The sequence below is a fragment of the Prochlorococcus sp. MIT 0604 genome, from assembly GCF_000757845.1.
GTDB lineage: Bacteria > Cyanobacteriota > Cyanobacteriia > PCC-6307 > Cyanobiaceae > Prochlorococcus_A.
Genome location: NZ_CP007753.1, coordinates 647,405 through 669,974 on the forward strand (window position 1 = coordinate 647,405; position 22,570 = coordinate 669,974).

The following is a 22,570-nucleotide window of genomic DNA, read 5'->3' on the forward strand; positions in this document are numbered from 1 at the left end:
AATTAAATTTTAAAAACTAATTTATATTTTTTATTTACAAATAATTTAAAATTTTAATCTTTGGGTTTAGCCAGAGGAAGCAAGCATTTATCTGAATCGCACCCAGCTGGCCCAGCTTCAGATAGTTCTCCAACATCATATTTATTAAGAGCGTCAAAGAAATCGTTATTTACTTTCCTTTCTATTACTTTATTCTGCAATGATATATATTCCTCTTTACTTATTGGTTCAAAGGGTAATCTCGGGAAAGTAGCGTTAGCACTAAATCTAGCCAGCAATGCTGCTGAAATATATCCCTCATTATTTTCTATTGCATTATGAATAGCCTTAGCTAAATCCTCGATTTCATTTTCTCTAAATTCTACGGTTGCAGAGGTATTATGCTCTGTGTAAAATTTCTGTACTTGCATGTAAAAATCAAATTGAGCTAATGCTGAGAAATTATTGATGTCTATTTGGTCTGCGCCGTCTATATTTGCCCAACTAACTTCTGTAGGGATTTCAACTAACCATTCTGTACATCTTGGATCAAATGGATTATCGAGCAAGCAACCATTTTCATCTTTATCAGATTGAGATGGAACAACTGAGTAACCATAATCCATGCAAGCTAAAGCGATTGGGTCATTTTTCCTGAAAGTTATTCTTCTTATGAATCTTTGAGCCTTTGGAGGATGCCACCCTGGAGCTGCTCCAGTAAGAAGACTTTTAGTTCCAGCTGGCTGAACTGTTGTGCATCTATTTGGTCTCCTTAGATTATGCTTATCACAATATTCCCATACAGTTTCTTTTACTATTTTTCTCCAAGAATCTAAGAATTTAGCTTCCTTTTCTTTGAAGGTCTTCCCTTCTTCGCTATTTGGCCTTCCTGCTTCCCACCATTTCAACCATGGCGTCCCAAAGGCATGGACACAAAAATCAAATAATCCAGTGAAACTTACTCCTACGATAGGATCATATTCCCTACTTTTTCTGTAACGCTCAACTTCAAATTCATGATTAAGTAAGCATGCTACAGAAAGAGCGGCTGCTTTAAAAGCTTTTTTTTGCTCTTCAAAATTTCCTGGATCAATCTGATTTAAATGAACTTCAGCCAAATTGCAATGGAAATCATTTCCCAAGATCTCCCCACAAGGGTTAAGTCCATATCGGCTCATCCTGTGGTCTAACTCTTCTTCTGAAAAAGGACCATAACTACTATTTATCCAATTTCTCGCTTCATCCTTGCCTTGTTCTGAGTAGATTTCAATAAATTCCTTTCTCAATTCATCATCTTTGAGAATATCTGCATTTGACCTTGCGATTGCTTCTGGTGCAAATTGAATGGCTCCCTCACCTGAATGGAATTGTTTTGTTACTGCATCCAAAACAGTTTGGTAAGTGGGTTTTGTATGGTAAACCCTAGTATGATTGGCCATTCTGAGGGCATCTTTTTCAGGATCTATTCTCCAATTACCATTCTCATCTTGACTCCATAAATTTTCTTTTGCTGATGCGGCTTCCTTATCATCTGAAGCAAATTGTCTCATTCCAGCACTTCTTCTTATATTCCCAGCAACTATGGTTACTGCAGCTTCATCAATTAATAAACAACACTCTACTGTACTTAATTTCCTACCAATTGCCTTTCCAAGAAGTGATGCGACTCTAGAGTAAAGATCTTTCAATTTGATAGGATTTGCCATACCACCAAAACCTTTTAATGATTCTCCCGCGGGCCTAATATCTTCCAAATCAATATAAACATCAATTTCTCTTTCAAGACTCTCGTTACTTGATGCCTCAAGAAGATATTTATAGCTATCTACCCATCCTCTTCTGCTATCTCCAACTTTGATATGAAGATCTTTTCCTTTAATTTCTAATGATGACTTTTCTTCTCTTTGATCTTTAGGAGTTATTCCAACTTCACTGACTGATTTAATGTTTATTTTGTTAATTACCGTAGGAAGATTATTTATAAAATGAGGCTCAATTATTGCACCTGTTCCACATCCCATCATGGCTAAGTCCATCATTAATGCGAAGGCTTCCCAATCAATTAAGTTTGTTGAGGTACAGTTGTATGCTCCTGAGAAATTTTGGTTCTTATTAATCCAAGGGGTTCCGCCTATCCATAACCATCTTCCTGAAGGTTGAGCTTTTTGGTTACTTTGCATCTCTCTCATTAGGATTAATTCTTCTTCAGAAAGTTTTCCTAATTCTTTTAATCCCGATAAATTCCTTTCGCCTACTTCGCTCCAGTTCTCCCTTTTTCCAGATGAAGTTTTTCTACTATAAGATCTGAAAAAAACTGGGTAAGCAGCTGGCGCAGTCTTTGGAAAATCATCTTTTTTAAGATTATTGGAATTGCTCTCTGAAGAAGCTTTATTTGGTGCAACAGTCACGATAAAAAAAACGTATGTAAATAACCCGTACTGGAAGAATAACTCTACCTGTGGCGTCTGCAACTATTCTTACCACTATTTAACGGTTTGTGTAGAATTATGTTTAATATGAAATCTTTGTTTCAAGAAAGAATATGGAAAGAGTCCCCGAGCCTGAATTAATGGAAGAAAAAGAGCAGGTCATTTCTTATGACGAAGCTGATTTTTCAGAAGGGGAAGTTAATCTAATTAATCAAATAAATCAATATCTTTTGAAAAAAAATATTTCTTTAGGTGAAAAAGATTTAATAGTTGATTTAGGATGTGGCCCAGGAAATATTTCTGAGAAGTTAGCAATAAAATGGCCTAATACTGCAGTCGTAGGAATAGATGGTTCTAAAGAGATGATTTTGAGAGCAGAATATAATAAGAGTATTTCTAATAATCAAAAAAAATTAAAAAATTTACGCTACATTTGTTCTGAAATCAAAGACATTAAATCAAATAATTTTTTATTTAAAAAAAGAATTAGTTTACTTGTAAGCAACAGTTTGATTCATCACATTACCAATCTTGAAGATTTCTTCAACACAATAAGAATTTTATCTAGTAATATTACTGTAAATTTTCACAAGGACTTAAAAAGGCCATTAGATGAAAAGTCTGCTTTAGAACTCAAAGCACAATGTTCAACTAAATATAATGAGATTTTAACTAATGATTATTATGCCTCTTTAAGAGCTTCTTATACTTTTAAAGAGTTAAAAAATTTCATCTTAGAGAATGATCTATCCTCTTTAGATGTGTTTGAGGAAGGTGAAAATTATTTAATAGTCTATGGTAATGTTTAAGAACCAAGTGAAAGGCCCTTATATTACATAAATGAGCTTAGATACTAAAATTCTAAATAATAAAGAAATACTGGATGCGGTAAATAAAAGAAGAAATTTTGCTATTATTTCACATCCAGATGCTGGGAAAACGACTCTTACCGAGAAGCTTCTTTTGTATGGAGGTGCCATTCAACAGGCAGGAGCAGTAAAAGCTAGAGGTAATCAGAGAAAAGCCACCTCAGACTGGATGGAACTTGAGAAACAAAGAGGTATTTCTATTACATCAACTGTATTGCAATTTGAATATGAAAGATCTGTAATTAATCTATTAGATACACCAGGACACCAAGATTTCTCCGAAGATACTTATAGAACATTAGCGGCTGCTGATAATGCAGTTATGTTGGAAGATGCTGCTAAAGGACTAGAACCTCAAACTAGAAAATTGTTTGAAGTTTGCAAGATGCGAAAAATACCAATATTTACTTTCATAAATAAAATGGATAGACCAGGAAGAGAGCCATTTTCTTTACTTGATGAAATTGAATCAGAACTTGGATTAAATACCCTACCTATAAACTGGCCAATTGGGAGTGGCGAGGAATTTAGAGGGGTTATTGATAGATTTTCGAGAGAGGTGATTTTATTTGATAAAGCAGTGAGAGGGAAACAATCGAATGAGAAAAGATTAAGTCTTGAAGATAAAGAGCTATCAAAATATGTAGAGAGAGATTTACTTGAAAACTCACTTGAAGAATTGGAGGTTCTTGATGAGGCAGGATCTAAATTTGAAAAAGAAAAAGTTTTTAATGGCTCTTTAACCCCAGTTTTCTTTGGATCTGCCATGACTAATTTTGGCGTAAGACCATTTTTAGATAGTTTTTTAAAAATGGCACAAAAACCAACTTCAAGAAATAGTAATAAAGGGGATATTGAACCTGCAAGCGATGAATTTAGTGGGTTTGTTTTTAAGCTTCAGGCAAATATGGATCCAAAGCACAGAGATAGGGTTGCTTTTATAAGAGTTTGTAGTGGCAAATTTGAAAAGGATATGTCAGTTAAACATTCCAGAACTGGGAAAACAATTAGATTATCAAGACCACAAAAAATATTTGGGCAAGATAGAGAAGTAGTTGATGATGCCTATCCTGGAGATGTTATTGGTTTAAATAATCCAGGGATGTTTTCTATTGGAGATACTCTTTATACGGGTGCTCATCTGGAATATGAGGGCATACCATCCTTTAGTCCTGAAATATTCAGCTGGTTAAGAAATCCAAATCCCTCAGCATTTAAAAACTTTAGAAAGGGTGTTAATGAACTTCGAGAAGAAGGAGCTGTTCAGATTCTTTATGACTTTGATGAGAGTAAAAGAGACCCTATACTCGCAGCCGTTGGTCAATTGCAGCTGGAGGTAGTAACTCACAGATTAAAAAGTGAATATGGTGTAGATGCAAATCTTGAAGCAATGCCATATCAATTGGCTAGATGGATTTCTGATGGATGGCCAGCCATTGAAAAACTAGGCAGAATATTCAACTGTAAAATAGTTAAAGATTGTTGGAATAGGCCAGTTATTCTTTTCAAAAATGAGTGGAATCTAAATCAGTTTGTTGAAGACAATAAACAATTAAATTTAAACAAAGTTGCGCCCGTTGTTAGTGGAGTCGAACCAATTGTTTTATAAAGTCTTAATGGATTATAAAATTAGTTAATCTGTTAGTATTGGAAAAAAAATTTTGGATTCAAACAGTAATAAAAATAATAACGAAAAATCACCTTATGAAATTTTAGGTGTAAAAGAAGGTGCTGCTTTTGAGGATATTCAGAAGGCTAGAGACATTAAAGTTAAAGAGGCTGGTGAAGACTTAATGTTAAAAGCGAAAATAGAATCTTCCTTTGATCAATTACTCATGGGTAGTTTGAAAGCCAGGCAATCAGGAAATGTAAGCTATGAAGCTGTGAGTGCCTCAAAAAAAGAAAAGCAAATTAATCAATTTACTAATAATAACTTCCCACTTCTTTCTAAGATAAAAAATTTAAATAATAACTCTAACAATTCAAGTCAGTATAGTCTGCCAAAAATAACTACCCCCTCATTTGATAATCTTTCAATAAAAATATCTGTTGGGCTTTTATTTTTAATTTTGTTATTTATCAGTCCAGACTCTAATAATAGACTTTTACTCTCTATCTCAACATTAATACTTACCTATACTCAAATTAAATCAGGGAAAAGATTTATAGGTTCTCTGGGTTGGAGTGTTACCTTTCTCTCGATAGGATTAATATTTGGTGGATTGCTTGAAAATAATTCTTTCATTCAGGAAGTATCAAACAACTCTTTATCAATACAAAAAATTCAAAGTATTCCGGCCATGGTTATTTTATGGCTGGGCGTAATTTTCTTATGATTGATTTTCTATCATAGATTTAATTTCTTCATAATTTATAAGATATTTATTTTTACAAAATTCACAAACCAACTCTGCTTTGCCATCTTTCTTGAGGATGTCCTCTAACTCGCTCTTATCAAGCATTTTCATCGCATTTAAACTTCTTTGTTTGGAACACTTGCATTTAAAACTCACTTCTTGCGAACGAGCTTTTTCAGAGATTGATTTATCGTCAATATCGGGAAATATATTTCTAATTAAATCAAGAAGATTATCTTTTGACTTAAATAGATCTTCGCTGAAAGAATTAATTTCTTTGCATCTTTCTTCAAGTAGTGAGACTAGCAGAGGGTCAGTATCTTTTTTAGGTAAAACTTGAGCTAATAAGCCCCCACTACAAATAACACTTTTATTTTGAATTTTTTCTCCAATAAATACAGCAGAGGGAGTTTGCTCTGAATGATATAAATATGAAGCTAAGTCTTCAGCAATATTCCCATTTACTAATTCAACAGTGCTTGTAAAGGGTTCTCCAAATCCACTATCTCTAATTACATTTAAATATCCTGTACCTAATGCTTTTGTGAAATCAAAAGAATATTTATTATCATCTATTTTGACTAAGTCCAATTCTAAATTAGGATTCCCTATATAACCCCTAACTTTCCCGTCTCTACCTGCATCAACTAGTAATCCCTTTAAAGGTCCGTCAGATCTAACTCTTAAAGTGACTCTCCCATGCATTATTTTCATCGAGCTTGCTAAAAGCAGTGAAGCACTAAATGCTCTGCCTAAGATACAGGTGGTTAAGTAAGAAAGGCCGTGTCTTTTTTTTGCTTCTAAAGAAGATTCTGTCGTTAAGACCGCAACTAATCTTATTCCTCCATTTGCTGCAGTAGCCCGAACTATCCTATCCTGCATGATTTTCTTTTATAAAATTTTTGATTTTCCCTTTTTCCAAGAATAATATCCTAGAAGGAATTCCTTCAAATAAGGCAGGTTCATGAGTAACAATAATAATTGTATTTTTATTTTTTAGGTCAAGAATTAAATTCTTCACATCATTTCTCATTGAATAGTCTAATCCAGCAGTTGGTTCATCAAGTAAAAGAATTGAGGGGTTTCTAAGTAGTTGAACTGCTACAGCTAGCCGCCTTTGTTGTCCGCCACTTAGTTGTTCTGGTGGTTGGGTCAGATTAAATTTTTTTAAACCAACTTTATTTAAAACTATTTCTATATTTTTTTCTCTTAAAGATTTATGGCCTATTTTTAATTCTTCACCAATGGTTGTACCTATAAAGTATCTTTCAGGAAATTGGAATACTACTCCACAAAACCATCTTCTTTGTCTAGAAGATAAAATTTTATTCTTCCAAGTAATTTTTCCTTTTTGTGGATTTGTTAATCCGCTTATTATTTCGAGAAGTGTTGTTTTTCCAGAGCCACTATTGCCGCAAATTAAAATGATTTCATTTTCATGAACTTTTAAATTTAAATTGTCTATTATTTTTCTTTCACCAGTTTGGGGTTGATAAGATATTTCTTTTAAATCAAGCATTATTAATTAAGTTATAGGTATGAATTTTAATCTAGTAATAACTTACTTATAATAGCTATAGATCTAAAAAGCTATTAGTCAATATGAATATTATTTTTAGGGAAGTTGATCCTTTTAATTGTTGGATATGGATTAGGTTTTCAGAATCACCAACTCAAGATGAAAAAAATTATTTAGATGGTGTTTTTGATAGTTGGTACGTTTTAGGAAGGTTAGGTGGATTTAATTCTGAAAATTTGCAAACTCATGAAGAGGGTTCTGATCTAAGTTGGATGTCTTACGATAATGACCAAAAAAACGCATCTCTTCCAGCCTTAATGCATAATTTAGGAATTATGGAATATCAAAACCTGTGGGGAAGATGTTGGGTTGATTTTGGAACTTCAGACTCCATTTCAATAGATATATTAATTAATTCTTTGAATGAGATATCAAATAATTATGTAAAAATTGAAGAGTTAATTATTGGGGGTGAAAATAATGATTGGGCAATTGAAGAACATGAAGATTTAGTTTTCAAAGATTAAGTGTTTTAGATGGAAGACTTAACAAGATTAATTATTTCCCATGAAAGAATTGAAAATATTAAGGAAAATAATTTAGAACTTTCTAAAGAAGAGGCTCATTATTTAAATAAAGTAATGAGAATAAAAAATAATAAAGAATTATTTATAACTAACGGAAAGGGTTCATTATGGAAAGCTATAAAAGTTAAGAATGATTATTTAGAAATAATTAAATTAAAAAACCCTTACTTATTTCAAGAACAAGAAATTTACTTGTTAGGCATAGCTGTTGTCATACCAAAAAGTGGTTTTGAGGATATTTTAAAAATGTGTACTGAAATAGGACTTGATTTTATACAGCCATTATTTTCAGAAAGACAGGTAAACAAAAATTTAAATTTTTCAAGAAAACTTTTGAGATGGAATTCAATTATCAATGAAGCTGTTGAGCAAAGTGAGAGATTATGGAAACCAACTATTTTAAATGGTATGGATATTATTGAATGGCTAAAAATTAGAGATAATCAAGAAAGAGTTTCAATTTCTGTAACTAGAGAAGAAACACTATATGACTTAAATCAATGGTTAAGAAAACAACAAGAATTTGGAAATAAAAAAGGAGGTATTTTTTGGAATGTAATTGGTCCTGAAGGAGGTTGGTCCGCTAAAGAAATTGATTTTTTTAAAAAAAATAATATTACCTTTGTTAAGCTTTCCGACACTATCTTGAGAACTTCAACGGCTAGTATTAACGCATCATCAATTCTAAATCAGTGGAGAATTGATTTGAAATTCAAGAATTAGATAAATATGGATTTAATTAGAAATCAATTTTTTATAGGTTTTTGCATTAATTTTATTTTGATTTATATATTTTGCAGGATTCCTTTGATGACGAAAAGTGGTTGGGTAAGTGCAGGCATCTTAGGCACAATTTTGTGGGGATGTTTGTCTTGGCAAGGATGGATGTCAGTTGTAATTTATTTATTATTTGGATCCCTCGTTACCAAAATAGGTTTTAAATTTAAAAAAGCACAAGGAATTGCGGAAAAAAGAGGCGGGAGGAGAGGTCCTGAGAATGTATGGGGCTCAGCCGCTACAGGATTATTTCTTGCCATTATGACCAAATTTAATGCTGCCAATGTAGTGATGTTTAAAGTAGGTTTTGCTGCAAGTTTTGCTGCAAAGTTGGCGGATACTTTTGGTAGCGAAATTGGAAAAAGATTTGGTAAAGACACATACTTAATTACTTCACTTAAAAAGGTGGATAGGGGAACTGAGGGAGGAATAAGTATAGAAGGAACATTAGCTAGTATTTTGGGATCAATATTTATGGCTTTTATAATGCTTCGTTTATCAATTATTTCTACAAAATATCATTTTATAGTTGTTGTAGTTTCTGGATTCTTGGCAACACTTTCCGAAAGTATTATTGGTGCTAAATTTCAAAACAAATATAAATTAAGTAATGAATTGGTAAATGCTATTCAGACAAGTATTGCTTCTATTTTTGCTATCTTTGCTCTTATTTTATATTCATATTTTTTAAATTAATAATATTTGGGAACACCTAAGATCCCTTCCATTTTGTAAGAATCTCCCAGCTTTTAAGTCTTTGGAAAAGCCAGAAATGACCTTCGGAATTTAGATGAATTCCATCATGCGTAATCCAATTTTTACTCCTTTTATCAGAGTACATTTCTCTAAAAGTAGGAAGAAATGGGACATTCTGATTGAGGCATACTTCCTCCATTCTCCTTTCATAAGTATTGCAAAAATCATTTGAGTACCATAGACATCCTGCGAACGGCATTTTGCTTTCGTCAACTGGTGTCAAACCAATAACAAATACATTTGTTTGAGAGTTCATTTCATTAATTAGCCTCTCTAATCCATATTCAAATCCATCTATATCTAATTGATGTCTTCCATTTATCTGACCAATTGCTGCAGTGTCGTTAAGACCTACATTTAGTAGGATTGCTTTAGGTTTATTTCTTCTCGTTTCTCCTCTAGATGACCATTCTTTTTCCCATCTAGATGAAACTTTTTCTATCCCATCTCCCCTAACGCCAAGTTGATAAATAACTGGCCCATTTTGGTTATAACCCCAATCTTTTCTAAGCCTCTCACACCATCCACCACCCTCGTTATCTCCCCATCCATAAACTGAGCTATCTCCAATTACAACAAGCTGTTTTGGTAAACTAATCACTATTACCGAAAAAAAATAATTACTTGATTTAACAAATTATTCTTACAAATCAAGTTAAACTATTTTTGATTTTACCATTTATTAATTCTCCAACTATTGCGATGGAGCTATAAGCTATCAAAACTATGGTGACTTCTTGCCATGCGAAGGAACTTAGTGATTCTTGCAATTGCCAACCTAGACCAATACTTCCAATAACCCCAACAATTGCAGTTTCTCTAATAATGATGTCAGATCTATAAGCGCAATATGCTAAGTAACTTTTTGCTTGTTGAGAAAATAAACCTAAAAGCCAACTAGTCTTTTTTGAGATTCCAAGAGATTTCATTGCAATATAATTTCTCTTGTCTTGGCTATCTAGATTTGTAAAAAGTAATTTGCTAGTAATAGCAGCGTTGTGGAGACCTAATGTTAAAGCTGCTAAAGATAAAGAAGGATTATTAAAAGTTAATAGAGTTAGAAGTATTACAGGTGTAGGTATTAAACGTAATAAAAATGCAAAAATTTTTATAAAAAATTTAGAAGTATTGTTGTTAAAAATTCCTATTACTAATGGAGGTAAACTAATTGCGATTCCTGTTGATAAAAGACTTAAAATTATTGTTTCTAATATAAGTTTTAAGAAATCAAATATTCCTAAATCTGATCTTGATTTAAAAAGAGAACTAACGGAATTAAAATTTTCAAAATTATTATTCAAAATAAAATAAAGAAAATATGAAAGAGAAAATAAAATTGTTATGAAAAAAACTGCAATAAAAAAAATAGATAAGATTTTATTTGTAGTATTAAATTTTATTTTTTTGAATATTAATCTTGAAAGAATTATCAAAATTGCTAAGGACCATAAATAAGTCCATAACTCTCTAAAATTCAAAGTTTGGAAAGATAAAAAAATACTGGTACCTATTCCTCCAGTCCCAAAAAGTCCTAAAATCACAGTACTTCTTATTGAACACTCTAATCGATATAAACCAAAGTTTTTAAATGTATTTATTATTGGATTCCATATTAAAGTTAGTAAAGAAGAAAATTTAGATGCATTTATTTGATTTATAGATTCAAAGCTTTTGTAGTCATTAGTTTCTAATTGTTCAGCAAAAACTTTTGAATTTACAGCAATATAAGGTATACATATAGCTATTATTCCTATAGAAAAATTTATTCCATATATTTGCATTAATATTATTCCCCAAACCACTTCGTGTATAGATCTAATTATTGTTAGAAAATACCTTATTATGCGGTAGAAAAAATTTGGAATATTAAAGATTTTATAAAAAATATTTGAGGAAATTATTCCAAAAATTGCTCCAAAAATAATACTTACTAACCAACTAAAAAAACCAATTAAAATAGTTTCATTTAATCGCTTAATTACGGTAATAATAATTTCATTATCGATCTTGGGATTAAATGCAGAAATTAAGAATTCTTGGAATAATTTAAATCCTCCAAAATGAATATTGTTTATTAATTGATACCCAAGAGGTATGCATACCAAAATTGGAAGAAAAGATAATGAGGTATAGTTTAATTTTAATTTGTTCAACTAATTAATATATTTTCTCTAAATGAATCTTCTTTAAGTTATTTCTTTTGATATTGAAAAAAATTTTACCATCCCTTATTCCAATAACTTTATCGAAATCGTTCAGCAAATCTAATCTATGTAATGCAACTAATGCCGTCTTTGGGGATTTTTTTGTTTTATTTTTATCTACATTTTCTAGCAGAAGGTTTTTAATTGTTGTTATCAATTTGGGATCTAGATTATTAAAAGGCTCATCTGCAAGTAATATATTTGATTCTTGAATTAATGATCTAGCTATAGCCACCCTTTGTTTTTGCCCCCCAGATAGTTTTCTGATTTTTTTGTCGTAAATAGAATTATGAAGTCTACATAATTTCATATATTTATGGGCCTTCTTAAAAGAACTTATATTTAGTAAATTTTTAAAAGCGAAATAAAAATTGTTTTCCGCTAGTAGTCCACAATTAACATTTTGTTCTGCAGAGAGATCTTCTATTAATCTTAAATCTTGCCATATAGTTGTTATTTTACTTTTCTGCTTTCTATCTAATTCCTCGAAACTTTCATTGAATAATTTAACCTCACCTTGAGTTGGCTTTATAGTGCCATTAAGTACTGATATAAGTGTAGTTTTTCCTGAACCGCTTTTACCTAAAAGTGCAATTTTTTCCCCGGAATTTATTTTTAAATTTATTTTATTTAGGATCAGATCATTTTTGTATTTATAAGATATATTTTCTAATTCTAAGACAGTATTATTCATCTAATTTTATTTAATTTCCTCCCGATTTCTTCTATATTTTTATATTGTTTTGATTCTGCATTTATAAATCTTTTTGCATTGAACATATCTAATATCTGTTCATGTGATTTTTGCTTTATATCTAAATTTAGAATTACTGATTTAAGTTCTTTTGTAAACCCTTCCCCGAATCTATTTTCAAGATCACCTTGAGCTACCCAATGATAGTCAACATATTCTGGTGTGATCCAGAACAATTCTAAATTTTTTGTTCTTTTGGGATTATTTTTAAGATTGTTTTCCCAAACCTGTTTATTTAAAGCTCCAGCATCAAATGCTCCACTATTAACTAAAGCTATAGTGGCATCATGACTCCCACTAAAACCTGCTTTTTTTCCTTTAAAATGTTTAATTTCTACCCCTGCTTGATTTAAGAAATATTCTGGCATTAATCTTCCAGAAGTTGAGTTTTCAGAGCCAAAAGTAAATCTTAAATTCTTTAGTTTTTTAAGTCCTTTAATGTTTGAAATTGAGTTAAGTTCTAAATTTTTGTTTACTATAAATACACTTTTAAATTCCTTATCGATATCTCTTTGAGCTATGACAATTGAATTAGGTGTTTGTAATCTAGCTTGAACTCCTGATAAACCGCCAAACCAAACTAAATCTAAATCTTTAGTTCTAAATCCAGATACTGCTGCAACATAATTAATAACAGGAATGTATTTAACTTCTACATCAAGTTGTTTGGATAATTCTTTTGAAAATAAATTAAATCTTTTGTCCAAAACATCTTGGTTTTGATCAGGTATTGCTCCAACTTTTAAAACTTTGGGATTTGAAAATACAGGTGATGAAAAAACAGAAAATAATAGAGATGAACTTAGTAGGAAATTCTTTAAATTAAACATAACCTAGTTAAATTAATAGTATTCAGAGATTGCTTTTTCAATCCTCTGTAGTCCATCTTTTATTTTAATTTCTGAAGCTGCACAAGATATTCTTATACATTGATCAGCTCCAAAAGCTTTTCCAGGTACAACAACTAATCCGTAATCTTGAAGAACTTTATTGCAGAAATCAACAGAAGTAATTGAGGAGTTGGGTAATTTTGGAAATGCGTAAAATGCTCCGTTAGGTTCTTCAATATAAATCCCATTTATATTATTAAGGCCCTCATAGAGAAGTCTTCTTCTTTGATCATAATGGCTATTTATCATTGAGAAAAACTCATTATTAATTTTTAAAGCCTCTAAAGCACCTTTTTGAACAAAAGAGCAAACATTACTTGTACTTTGACTTTGTAATGCTGAGGATGCTTTGATTACATCTTTGGGACCTACTAAATAACCTATCCTCCAGCCAGTCATAGCCCATCCTTTCGCAAACCCATTGATTATGAAAATCCTATCTTTTAAGTCATTTGCTAATGAAGATAAACTGTAGTGTTTAAATTCTTTTTTAAGGATTAGCTCGTAAATCTCATCAGAAAGAATATTGATATTTGGATTTTCTCTGGCTAAATCGGCAATTTGCAATAATTCTTCCTTTGACATAACTCTTCCAGTAGGGTTATTAGGAGAATTGATGATTATAAATTTAGTTTTTGAGGAGATTTTAGACTTCAAGTCTTTTATATTTATTTTAAATCCATCTTCAGCAGAAGAATTTGTAAAGATTGGATTCCCACCAGCCAACCTAACCATCTGGGGATAACTTAACCAGTATGGTGAAGGAATAATAACTTCGTCTCCAGCATTTAACAAAACTTGGAAAAGATTATATATTGCTTGCTTAGCACCATTTGTGATCATTACATTTTTAAATTCAATATTTAAATTGTTTTGAATTTGAAGTTTATTTGCAATTGCTTTTCGGAGATCTAAATTGCCCGCTGCTGGCCCGTACTTTGTAAATCCATCAAATATAGCTTTACTTGTAGCCTCTATAACTTCTTTTGGGGCATCAAAATCAGGTTCTCCTGCACTTAAATTGCAAATATCTACTCCTTCTGCAGATAATTGATTTGCTTTAGCACTTATCTGCAATGTAAGAGAAGGCTCAATTAAAAGTGCCCGATCAGATAAATTAACTTGACTCATTGACTTATAACTTTTCAAATATGACTTTTAATAATGACAAATGCATAAATTAACAATAAATAAAATTATCACACAATGGTTTAATTTAGTTCATTTTCTTAATCTATTTTATTTTCATGTTTTGAGTTCTTAAGATAAAATAGTTAAAGTTTTATTTTCGGTGAAAAGGTTAGTAATTGGGAGAGGAAGTGTATTTGCAGATTTGTTAATAATTGGTGAGGCTCCTGGGGCACAGGAAGATTTAGAAGGAAAACCTTATGTAGGTAAATCTGGTAAGTTATTAAACGAATTATTAATACAAGCTGGGATTGACTATAAGAAGGATGTTTATTTTTGTAATGTAATTAAATGTCGTCCACCAAACAATAGAAAACCCACTGCTAGAGAAATTAATATTCATAAACCTTGGTTATTACAGCAAATAAAGCTAGTTGATCCAAAATTTATATTACTTACTGGTTCTACTGCTATGAGAGCTATTTTAGAAGTTAAAGATCCTATAAGTAATTTAAGAGGTCAATGGATTAAAAAAGATGGGAGAGAAATTATGGTAATTTTTCATCCATCTTATTTGTTGAGATTTCCTTCAAAAGAAATCAATAAACCTTACCATCTAACTTTGAAAGACCTAGAGAATGTAAGTGGTAAACTATATGCCGTATAATTTAGTGAAATCCTTTTTGAATATCAAGAATTTTAATGTCATTAACTCAATCTAAAGAGGTTAATAGTCTCTCCAAAAGATATTCAACTCATATTGAGAGAAGGATAACTAGGACAGTAATGGTGGGTGATATAGCTATTGGAAGTGATTATCCAGTAAGAGTTCAATCGATGATAAATGAAGATACTATGGATGTCGAAAATGCTTACTTGGCTATCAAAAGACTTCATGATGTGGGTTGTGAAATAGTAAGGTTAACTGTCCCTTCCTTAGCACATGCCAAAGCAGTAGGAGATATAAAGGCAAAATTACTAGAAAATAATATCAATACCCCCTTGGTGGCTGATGTTCACCATAATGGTATGAAAATTGCAATGGAAGTTTCAAAACATGTTGATAAAGTAAGAATTAATCCTGGATTGTTTGTTTTTGAAAAATCAGACCCTACAAGAACTGAATATACAGATGAGGAATTTGAAACTATTAAGCAAACAATACTTAAAAGATTTACCCCTTTAGTTGAAGTTTTAAAGGCTGAAAACAAAGCTCTAAGGATTGGAGTTAATCATGGGTCTCTATCTGAGAGGATGCTTTTTACTTATGGAGATACGCCATTAGGAATGACAGAATCTGCGATGGAGTTCGTCAAAATTTGTGATGAGCTTGATTTTCATAACATAATTATTTCTATGAAAGCTTCTAGGGCTCCGGTCATGATGGCAGCTTACAGAATGATTGCAGATAGGCTTGACTCAGAAGGATATAACTATCCCTTACATCTAGGAGTGACCGAAGCTGGTGATGGTGATTATGGAAGGATTAAAAGTACTGCTGGAATTGGAACGCTTTTAGCAGAGGGATTAGGAGATACCATCAGGGTTTCCTTAACAGAAGCTCCAGAAAAGGAAATACCAGTGTGCTATTCAATTTTGCAATCTTTAGGATTAAGAAAAACAATGGTTGAATACATCAGTTGCCCCAGTTGTGGTAGAACACTTTTCAATCTAGAAGAAGTTGTAGATAAAGTTAGGAACGCTACCTCACATTTGACGGGTCTAGATATAGCAATAATGGGATGTATTGTTAATGGGCCAGGAGAAATGGCAGATGCTGATTATGGTTATGTTGGAAAAGGTAAAGGAACTATTGCCTTATATAGAAGAAAAGAAGAGATAAAAAGAGTCCCTGAAGATGAGGGTGTTAATGCTTTAATCCAACTTATTAAGGATGATGGTAAGTGGATTGATCCTTAAGGATTTGTCAAATTTTTGAATTATAAATAAATTCTTTTTATAATTAAAAATATCGAATTATTTGAAGATAAGAAAATTGCTTAAAAAAAAATATATATTTCTGTTTGCGACATCCTTTTCTGGTTTATTTTTAAATAATTTTGCAGAGGCAACAGTTTTAAATAATAGTTATAAAGAAGTAATTGATCATGTTTGGCAAATTGTATATAGAGATTTTCTTGATTCAAACGGCAAATTTCAAAAGTCCAATTGGATTAATCTAAGAAAAGAAGTTTTATCAAAAACATATTCAGACAGCAATGAAGCATATGATGCGATTAGAGATATGCTTTCTAATTTAGATGATTCTTATACAAGATTTTTAGAACCTAAGGAATTTAATCAAATGAGAATTGATACCTCTGGAGAATTAACTGGAGTTGGTATCCAAATAGTTAAAGATAAAGAATCTGATGATTTAATAATTATTTCTCCCATAGAGGGCACCCCTGCATTTGATGCTGGAATTAAAGCTAGAGATAAAATATTATCCATAGATGATATTTCTACTGAAGGTATGAATATTGAGGATGCTGTGAAATTAATAAGAGGACAAAGAGGTACTAAAGTAAAGCTTGAAATTCTTAGAGGTTCTAAATCCTTTTTTAAGACTTTATCAAGAGAAAAAATTGAAATAAAATCTGTATCAAGTAAAGTCAATCAAACCAAAAACGGCTTGTTAATTGGCTATGTAAGAATTAAACAATTTAATGCAAATGCATCCAAAGAAACTAGAGATGCTATTAAGGATTTAGAAACAAAAAAAGTCGCAGGATATGTTCTTGACTTGAGAAGTAATCCTGGAGGTTTATTAGAATCAAGCATTGATATCTCAAGGCACTTCATTAACAAAGGAGTAATAGTAAGTACAGTAAGTAAAGATGGTTTAAAAGAAACAAAAAAAGGAAACGGTCAAGCTCTAACAAAAAAGCCCTTAGTTGTCTTAGTTAATGAGGGTTCTGCTAGTGCTAGTGAAATAGTTTCTGGTGCAATAAAAGATAACAAAAGAGGAAAATTAGTTGGGAAGAAAACATTTGGTAAAGGTCTAGTTCAATCCATGAGAACTTTAGTTGATGGTTCAGGTCTAACTGTTACAGTCGCTAAGTATTTAACTCCGAACGGCACTGATATAAACAAATCTGGAATTATTCCAGACATAGAAGTAAGAATGAATACAAACCCTATACTTCAAAGAGAGATAGGAACTAGAAAAGATAAACAATATAGAGCTGGTGAAAAAGAGCTAATAAATATAATTAATAGAAAGAATCAGATAAGCGAATTTAATCCAGACACCACAAACCTTAATGCATTCCTAAAAATTAATAAGGAAGATAAAGTATTTTCATTAAATTAATTACTCATATCCAGCATTCTCTTTATTGGCACATAGGCTCTTCTTATTATTTCTGGGTCTAGTTCAATAGACGGGGAATTATTTTTCAAACAATCAAGAATTTTTTCTAAAGTATTTAATTTCATATATGGACACTCGTTACATTTACAACCTTCTACATCGGGAACTTCAATAAAAATTTTATTAGGTTCTTTCTTTTTCATTTGATGAATTATTCCAGGTTCCGTTAGTACCATGTAAGTTTTAGATGGATCTTTACTTACGAAATCAAGCAGCTTACTTGTTGATCCAATAAAGTCTGAGAGAATTAGTAAATTTTGACTACATTCAGGATGAGCAATTACTTTTGATCCTGGATTTTGATATTTTAATTTTAGAAGTGCTTCTTCACTAAATGATTCATGAACAATGCAGCTGCCAGGCCATAATTTAAGATCTCTTCCTGAATTTTTCTGTACCCATCTCCCAAGGTTCTGATCTGGCGCAAATATTATCTTTTTATCTTCAGGTATCTTTTTAATTAATGAGACTGCATTACTGCTTGTACATATCAGATCACTTTGAGCTTTTACTTCTGCAGTGCAATTTATATAACTTACGACATAGTGATCTGGATTTTCTTCCCTGAATTTTTGAAATTTATCTGAAGGACAATCGTCTGCTAATGAGCATCCTGCGTCAATATCTGGTAATAGGACTGTTTTATTAGGGCTAAGTATTTTTGCGGTTTCGGCCATAAAGTGCACACCGCAAAAAATTATTATATCTGCGTCATTATTTGCAGCTTTCCTAGATAGATCTAATGAATCGCCAATAAAATCTGCAATTTCCTGAATCTCTGGAGCTTGATAATAGTGCGCAAGAATAATTGCATTAGCTTTTCCGCAACGCTCCTTTATTTCAAAAATCAAATCCTCTTCGTTCTGAACTGATTTCTGTTTTGCAGTAGAAGTTATACTGGTCAGGATTTAGAATATCTCTAAATAGATTATATGCCTTTAAACAGAAAAAATTCTGACAAATTTAAAAATTGCTATTGTTGGTGACTGTCATGGTCAATGGTCTGAATTAGACTTGAAAGTTTTATCGATTATCAAACCAAATATTGTTTTATTTGTTGGTGATATTTCTGATGGAAGTGTCAAAATAATTAAAAAAATCAATGAGATCAAAATTCCTACTTTTGTGATTTTAGGAAATCATGATAGAGGGAAAGATTCTACAGGCGAAACTCTCTCAAAGCAGATACGTGTTCTTGGTAAAAAATATTGTGCATGGGATTTGAAAGTTTTTAATAATCAAATAAATTTATTGTCTGCAAGACCATGTAGTTCTGGCGGCGGCTATTATCTTTCAAAAGAAGTTAAAGGTGTTTATGGACCTATAACCGAACAAGATTCAACAAATAAAATTATCAAATGTTCAGAAGAGACTATTGAAGAAATACCTCTAATAATTATGTCTCATGCTGGTCCTTCGGGTTTAGGTTCAGAACCTAAAAGCATTTGTGGGAAAGACTGGAAATTACCATCTTTAGATTGGGGAGATAGAGATTTGTCTGCTGCTATTTCTCAAATACAAAAAAGAAGAAAAGTTGATCTTGTAATTTTTGGTCATATGCACAACCGGCTTAAAAGAAATCTTGGTTTAAGAGAGATGTTTAAAATTGATAGCAAAGGAACAATTTATTTCAACACTGCTGTAGTACCAAGATATAAAACTGATGAAGATGGGAAATTGCTAATTAACTTTTCATGGATTGAGTTTGAAAATAAGGAATTAAGGCATGTTTCTCATCGATGGTATTCAGAGTCTGGTGAAATTCGTGAAGAAGATAAATTTTTTTAGGATTAAATAACTCTGATCATATTTTAAGTATTATTGGGCTTTTCATATCTTGAAAATAATGTTTGAGACAAGATATAACCCGCAATTCCTGCGGCTGTAAAAGCTAAACCATTTTTAAATAAAGGTAATAAATCATTTGTTCTGGATATTATCGGTGCCAAACCAAAAATTCCAAATAACATTCCCCATAAAGGAGAAAGAAGAGCTAAAAATCCAATTGAAATGACTTGACCTTCTTTTCTTGGGGCAGATGCGAAACCTGCTACTAAACCTCCAAGAATAGATGTACATAAAGTCCATACATATTGCTCTTTGGGTAGGCCAGGGACAACTTGGCATCCTCCTCTCTCGAGACAAATCTTTACTGAATCAATTGCATCTAATACTGCACCATCCTCACCGTGATCTTTAACATAGTATTGGTTGCCAAATCTTGTTTGAAGTTCAACCCAAAATAACCTTGGCATAAAATTAAAATAAGCCTCTCCGACGTTAAAGTTCAGTAAATTCCCTCCTCTAGGATCTGCAACTATCAACAAACTTGTCTCATCTAAATCCCAATAGTCCTTTATTGCACTACCAGGGGAACTCTCAAACTGAGATAAATATTTAATTTTCCACCCACTTTCAGTTTCTAGATTATTGAGATTTTCCTCTAAAGATTTTTTCTGATTAGGGCTTAATGTCTTAGCTAAATCAATTACTGGTGTTTTTTCTTCTGGTAGGAGATTTGGATTATTTATAGCGAAAACGGGTTTATGTGAAATTAAAACTAATATAGATAGAAATATTCCCAATAAATAGTTAATCTTTGAAGGCATAAATAAGTTTTGTCTCTTTATATTTTCGCCGATGAATAGCTTACCCGCGAATAATCCAGATTGGTTAGTAAAAAAAATAATAAAAATGGGTGGGACTATAAGTTTTTATGACTTTATGAATTTTGCATTAAATGATCCTATTAATGGTTATTACGGCAGCGGTAAAGCTGAGTTAGGCGTTCGAGGAGATTTTGTCACATCACCATCTTTATCTGATGATTTTGCTTTTTTGGTTGGTAAACAAATAGAAGATTGGTTGATTCAGTTCAAAAGTAGTTTTTTATCTAATCAGAAATTAGCTGTAACTGAATTTGGGGCTGGAGATGGAAGCTTTATGAGTGGATTAATTAAATATTTTTTAGAAAACAGCAAGAATTTTTTAGAAGGAGTTTCTTTTGTAATTATTGAACCTAATCAGGGGATGATAGAAAAACAAAAAAAAAAATTGGGGGAATTTTTAAACTTAGGTATTGATATCTTATGGAAAAGTTTGGAAGAAGTAGAGGAAAATAATATAAATGGAATAGTTCTTGCAAATGAGGTTTTAGATGCTCTGCCAGTAGAGAGAATAACCTTCTCAAAAGGGAAATTCCTTCGACAAGCAGTCTCTATAGACACAAAATCTTATAAATTATTTTTTGATGAAATGCCAATTACGAGTGAATTAGAAAAAAGTATTGAACTTGCTAAAAGTGAGTTGGGCATCACTATCCCGCCTGAAGATGCTCTTGAAGGATGGACGACAGAATGGCATATAGATAACTTAAAATGGTTAAAAGCTATATATGGAAAAATTAATAATGGTATTTTATTGATAATTGATTACGCTAAAGAAGCTAATAAATACTACACCTCTAAAAATTCTGATGGGACGATAGTTTCTTATGAAAATCAAAAAATGATGAATAATGTCTTAGATTCTCCTGGAAATTGCGATATAACATCTCATGTGTGCATAGACACTTTAATTAATGATGCTGAGACTCTTGGATTTAATACTGTTGGAATAACTAAACAAGGAGAGGCTTTGTTGGCACTTGGATTGGCAGAGAGACTTTATGGAATTCAGAAAGAATTTAAGGAGGATTTATCAAATGCCCTTTTAAGAAGAGAGGCATTACTTAGACTCGTAGATCCTCTATGCCTAGGTGATTTTAAGTGGTTTGTTTTTAAAAAGTTTAAGGAGAAGAAAATGAATATAAATTCAACCTGTTTGCGTTAAGAAAAAAACTTTAAAAATAATGAATCCTCTACGTCTTCATATATATCTACTGCACCAATTTCTTTAGGTAATATAAATCTCATTTTGCCATCACGAACTTTTTTATCGCCCATAAGTATTTTAAGAACCTCTTCTTTTTTTATTTTGGGGATCTGGGTAGGAAGATCGTAACTCCTCAAAAGATTCTTCTGTCTCTCTAATTCTTCTTTAGACCATAACCCTTTCTCAATTGCTATTTCCCCTGCAATATTCATACCAATTGATATTGCCTCACCATGTAGAAATTTGCCATATCCACATAAATTTTCAATAACGTGACCAAAAGAATGACCATAATTCAATATTGCTCTAACACCATTTTCATGCTCGTCTTGAGACACAATATGAGACTTTGTTTTTATTGAACTATTAATTATTTTAATTAGATATTCATTCTTGAGATTTATAAGCTCATTCTTGTTTTTTTCAATTTCTAAGTATTCGAAAAGTTCTTTGTCTCTTATTACTCCGTATTTTATTACTTCAGCCATGCCTGCATTAAATTCTCTTTTGGGCAAACTTTTTAAAGTTTCTGGATCAATAAAAACTGCTTTAGGTTGGTTGAAAGCTCCAATTAAATTCTTACCTTTTGGATGGTTTACTCCTGTTTTTCCTCCCACAGATGAATCAACCATTGATAATAATGTTGTTGGAATCTGAATATATTCGATACCTCTTAGCCAAGTAGCAGCTGCAAAACCGCTTACGTCTCCAACAATTCCTCCTCCAAGGGCAATAATTATTGAATTTCTATCTAATCCAAATTCAAATGCAATATCATAAATTTCACTTAAGGTTTTTAAGTTTTTATATGATTCTCCAGCCTTGATATGGAACATTTTGGCTTGAAATTGATTATCTTTTAAATTATTTAAGAATTTTTCACCATACAAATTTGATATTTCTTCATTTGAAATCACAAGTATTTTTCTATTCTTTGTTATTCCCATTTTTAAGAGTTCTTCACTGATATTATTCAGTATCCCTGCTTCTAGAGTTACTTCGTATGACTTATCACCTAATGGGACTAATATTTTTCTCTTATTCACAATTGATTACCTAGTTAAAATTTATA

22 protein-coding genes are annotated in these 22,570 nt (G+C 31.6%); 11 read left to right on the forward strand and 11 right to left on the reverse strand.

Annotated features, from left to right (window positions below):
- Window positions 1-53: 53 nt before the first annotated feature.
- Window positions 54-2,387: a ribonucleoside-triphosphate reductase, adenosylcobalamin-dependent gene (gene nrdJ / locus EW14_RS03565; protein ID WP_042850138.1), complete on the reverse strand. Its 2,334-nt coding sequence runs from the start codon at window positions 2,385-2,387 to the stop codon at window positions 54-56.
- Window positions 2,388-2,521: 134 nt separating this feature from the next.
- On the opposite strand from nrdJ, the gene EW14_RS03570 reads away from it, so the two are divergent.
- The 3 genes from EW14_RS03570 to EW14_RS03580 are packed head-to-tail and all read left to right on the forward strand — an operon-like array spanning window position 2,522 to window position 5,613.
- Window positions 2,522-3,217, forward strand: a complete 696-nt coding sequence (locus EW14_RS03570; protein WP_042850139.1) for a trans-aconitate 2-methyltransferase — start codon at window positions 2,522-2,524, stop codon at window positions 3,215-3,217.
- 31 nt (window positions 3,218-3,248) lie between these two features.
- The gene (locus EW14_RS03575; protein ID WP_042850140.1) at window positions 3,249-4,886 is read left to right on the forward strand and encodes a peptide chain release factor 3; all 1,638 of its coding nucleotides are present in this window, start codon (window positions 3,249-3,251) and stop codon (window positions 4,884-4,886) included.
- Window positions 4,887-4,938: 52 nt separating this feature from the next.
- Window positions 4,939-5,613: a CPP1-like family protein gene (locus EW14_RS03580; protein ID WP_042850141.1), complete on the forward strand. Its 675-nt coding sequence runs from the start codon at window positions 4,939-4,941 to the stop codon at window positions 5,611-5,613.
- Here EW14_RS03580 and hslO read toward each other — a convergent pair.
- Both hslO and EW14_RS03590 read right to left on the reverse strand, forming a co-directional pair.
- Window positions 5,608-6,516, reverse strand: coding sequence for an Hsp33 family molecular chaperone HslO (gene hslO, locus EW14_RS03585; protein WP_042850142.1), 909 nt, complete (start codon window positions 6,514-6,516; stop codon window positions 5,608-5,610). The genes EW14_RS03580 and hslO overlap by 6 nt on opposite strands.
- The gene (locus EW14_RS03590; protein WP_042850143.1) at window positions 6,506-7,153 is read right to left on the reverse strand and encodes an ABC transporter ATP-binding protein; all 648 of its coding nucleotides are present in this window, start codon (window positions 7,151-7,153) and stop codon (window positions 6,506-6,508) included. Before EW14_RS03590 ends, hslO begins: the two co-directional genes overlap by 11 nt.
- A gap of 83 nt (window positions 7,154-7,236) precedes the next feature.
- On the opposite strand from EW14_RS03590, the gene EW14_RS03595 reads away from it, so the two are divergent.
- From EW14_RS03595 to EW14_RS03605, 3 genes are read left to right on the forward strand one after another with little or no spacing between them, the layout of a single operon-like run.
- A complete protein-coding gene (locus EW14_RS03595; RefSeq protein WP_002806034.1) occupies window positions 7,237-7,680 on the forward strand; it encodes a DUF3531 family protein in 444 nt (147 codons plus the stop codon).
- Window positions 7,681-7,689: 9 nt separating this feature from the next.
- Entirely contained in the window at window positions 7,690-8,463 is a 774-nt protein-coding gene (locus EW14_RS03600) for a 16S rRNA (uracil(1498)-N(3))-methyltransferase (protein WP_042850144.1), read from the forward strand.
- Window positions 8,464-8,469: 6 nt separating this feature from the next.
- The gene (locus EW14_RS03605; RefSeq protein WP_042850145.1) at window positions 8,470-9,213 is read left to right on the forward strand and encodes a TIGR00297 family protein; all 744 of its coding nucleotides are present in this window, start codon (window positions 8,470-8,472) and stop codon (window positions 9,211-9,213) included.
- Window positions 9,214-9,229: 16 nt separating this feature from the next.
- Here the strand turns inward: EW14_RS03605 and EW14_RS03610 are convergent, their stop codons facing one another.
- Genes EW14_RS03610 through EW14_RS03630 form a run of 5 tightly spaced genes read right to left on the reverse strand, consistent with a single transcriptional unit; the run spans window position 9,230 to window position 14,252 of the window.
- Window positions 9,230-9,874, reverse strand: coding sequence for a GDSL-type esterase/lipase family protein (locus EW14_RS03610; RefSeq protein ID WP_042850146.1), 645 nt, complete (start codon window positions 9,872-9,874; stop codon window positions 9,230-9,232).
- Between the two features lie 49 nt (window positions 9,875-9,923).
- The gene (locus EW14_RS03615) at window positions 9,924-11,426 is read right to left on the reverse strand and encodes an ABC transporter permease (RefSeq protein ID WP_042850148.1); all 1,503 of its coding nucleotides are present in this window, start codon (window positions 11,424-11,426) and stop codon (window positions 9,924-9,926) included.
- A 4-nt stretch (window positions 11,427-11,430) separates the two neighbouring features.
- Window positions 11,431-12,171 carry an ATP-binding cassette domain-containing protein gene (locus tag EW14_RS03620; RefSeq protein ID WP_042850149.1) on the reverse strand — a complete coding sequence of 247 codons (741 nt, stop codon included), beginning with the start codon at window positions 12,169-12,171 and terminating at the stop codon, window positions 11,431-11,433.
- Window positions 12,168-13,061 carry a putative selenate ABC transporter substrate-binding protein gene (locus EW14_RS03625; protein WP_042850150.1) on the reverse strand — a complete coding sequence of 298 codons (894 nt, stop codon included), beginning with the start codon at window positions 13,059-13,061 and terminating at the stop codon, window positions 12,168-12,170. Before EW14_RS03625 ends, EW14_RS03620 begins: the two co-directional genes overlap by 4 nt.
- Before the next feature lie 12 nt (window positions 13,062-13,073).
- Window positions 13,074-14,252, reverse strand: coding sequence for a pyridoxal phosphate-dependent aminotransferase (locus EW14_RS03630; RefSeq protein WP_042850151.1), 1,179 nt, complete (start codon window positions 14,250-14,252; stop codon window positions 13,074-13,076).
- Between the two features lie 160 nt (window positions 14,253-14,412).
- On the opposite strand from EW14_RS03630, the gene EW14_RS03635 reads away from it, so the two are divergent.
- From EW14_RS03635 to EW14_RS03645, 3 genes are all read left to right on the forward strand, one after another.
- Window positions 14,413-14,916, forward strand: a complete 504-nt coding sequence (locus EW14_RS03635; protein WP_025941533.1) for a uracil-DNA glycosylase — start codon at window positions 14,413-14,415, stop codon at window positions 14,914-14,916.
- Between the two features lie 35 nt (window positions 14,917-14,951).
- A complete protein-coding gene (ispG, locus tag EW14_RS03640; protein ID WP_042850152.1) occupies window positions 14,952-16,169 on the forward strand; it encodes a (E)-4-hydroxy-3-methylbut-2-enyl-diphosphate synthase in 1,218 nt (405 codons plus the stop codon).
- Between the two features lie 61 nt (window positions 16,170-16,230).
- On the forward strand, window positions 16,231-17,565 hold the full coding sequence (locus EW14_RS03645; protein WP_042850153.1) for a S41 family peptidase: 1,335 nt from the start codon (window positions 16,231-16,233) through the stop codon (window positions 17,563-17,565).
- Here the strand turns inward: EW14_RS03645 and nadA are convergent.
- Window positions 17,562-18,476: a quinolinate synthase NadA gene (gene nadA / locus EW14_RS03650; RefSeq protein WP_042850154.1), complete on the reverse strand. Its 915-nt coding sequence runs from the start codon at window positions 18,474-18,476 to the stop codon at window positions 17,562-17,564. The genes EW14_RS03645 and nadA overlap by 4 nt on opposite strands.
- A 163-nt stretch (window positions 18,477-18,639) precedes the next feature.
- Between nadA and EW14_RS03655 the strand changes: the two genes are divergently transcribed.
- A complete protein-coding gene (locus EW14_RS03655; RefSeq protein ID WP_042850155.1) occupies window positions 18,640-19,413 on the forward strand; it encodes a TIGR04168 family protein in 774 nt (257 codons plus the stop codon).
- Between the two features lie 23 nt (window positions 19,414-19,436).
- On the opposite strand, the gene EW14_RS03660 is transcribed toward EW14_RS03655, so the two are convergent.
- Window positions 19,437-20,234, reverse strand: a complete 798-nt coding sequence (locus EW14_RS03660; protein ID WP_042850156.1) for a methanol dehydrogenase — start codon at window positions 20,232-20,234, stop codon at window positions 19,437-19,439.
- A gap of 31 nt (window positions 20,235-20,265) precedes the next feature.
- Here EW14_RS03660 and EW14_RS03665 point away from each other — a divergent pair, with 31 nt between their 5' ends.
- Window positions 20,266-21,456, forward strand: a complete 1,191-nt coding sequence (locus tag EW14_RS03665; protein WP_042850157.1) for an SAM-dependent methyltransferase — start codon at window positions 20,266-20,268, stop codon at window positions 21,454-21,456.
- Here the strand turns inward: EW14_RS03665 and aroB are convergent.
- Window positions 21,453-22,544, reverse strand: a complete 1,092-nt coding sequence (aroB, locus tag EW14_RS03670) for a 3-dehydroquinate synthase (RefSeq protein WP_042850158.1) — start codon at window positions 22,542-22,544, stop codon at window positions 21,453-21,455. The genes EW14_RS03665 and aroB overlap by 4 nt on opposite strands.
- Between the last annotated feature and the right edge of the window lie 26 nt (window positions 22,545-22,570).

What these genes read in the sequence shown, in the direction of transcription:
- EW14_RS03570 (WP_042850139.1), top strand. Translation starts at nt 2,522, where the DNA reads ATGGAAAGAGTCCCCGAGCCTGAATTAATGGAAGAAAAAGAGCAGGTC.
- EW14_RS03575 (WP_042850140.1), top strand. Translation starts at nt 3,249, where the DNA reads ATGAGCTTAGATACTAAAATTCTAAATAATAAAGAAATACTGGATGCG.
- hslO (WP_042850142.1), bottom strand. Translation starts at nt 6,516, where the DNA reads ATGCAGGATAGGATAGTTCGGGCTACTGCAGCAAATGGAGGAATAAGA.
- EW14_RS03590 (WP_042850143.1), bottom strand. Translation starts at nt 7,153, where the DNA reads ATGCTTGATTTAAAAGAAATATCTTATCAACCCCAAACTGGTGAAAGA.
- EW14_RS03595 (WP_002806034.1), top strand. Translation starts at nt 7,237, where the DNA reads ATGAATATTATTTTTAGGGAAGTTGATCCTTTTAATTGTTGGATATGG.
- EW14_RS03600 (WP_042850144.1), top strand. Translation starts at nt 7,690, where the DNA reads ATGGAAGACTTAACAAGATTAATTATTTCCCATGAAAGAATTGAAAAT.
- EW14_RS03605 (WP_042850145.1), top strand. Translation starts at nt 8,470, where the DNA reads ATGGATTTAATTAGAAATCAATTTTTTATAGGTTTTTGCATTAATTTT.
- EW14_RS03620 (WP_042850149.1), bottom strand. Translation starts at nt 12,171, where the DNA reads ATGAATAATACTGTCTTAGAATTAGAAAATATATCTTATAAATACAAA.
- EW14_RS03625 (WP_042850150.1), bottom strand. Translation starts at nt 13,061, where the DNA reads ATGTTTAATTTAAAGAATTTCCTACTAAGTTCATCTCTATTATTTTCT.
- EW14_RS03630 (WP_042850151.1), bottom strand. Translation starts at nt 14,252, where the DNA reads ATGAGTCAAGTTAATTTATCTGATCGGGCACTTTTAATTGAGCCTTCT.
- ispG (WP_042850152.1), top strand. Translation starts at nt 14,952, where the DNA reads ATGTCATTAACTCAATCTAAAGAGGTTAATAGTCTCTCCAAAAGATAT.
- EW14_RS03660 (WP_042850156.1), bottom strand. Translation starts at nt 20,234, where the DNA reads ATGCCTTCAAAGATTAACTATTTATTGGGAATATTTCTATCTATATTA.
- EW14_RS03665 (WP_042850157.1), top strand. Translation starts at nt 20,266, where the DNA reads ATGAATAGCTTACCCGCGAATAATCCAGATTGGTTAGTAAAAAAAATA.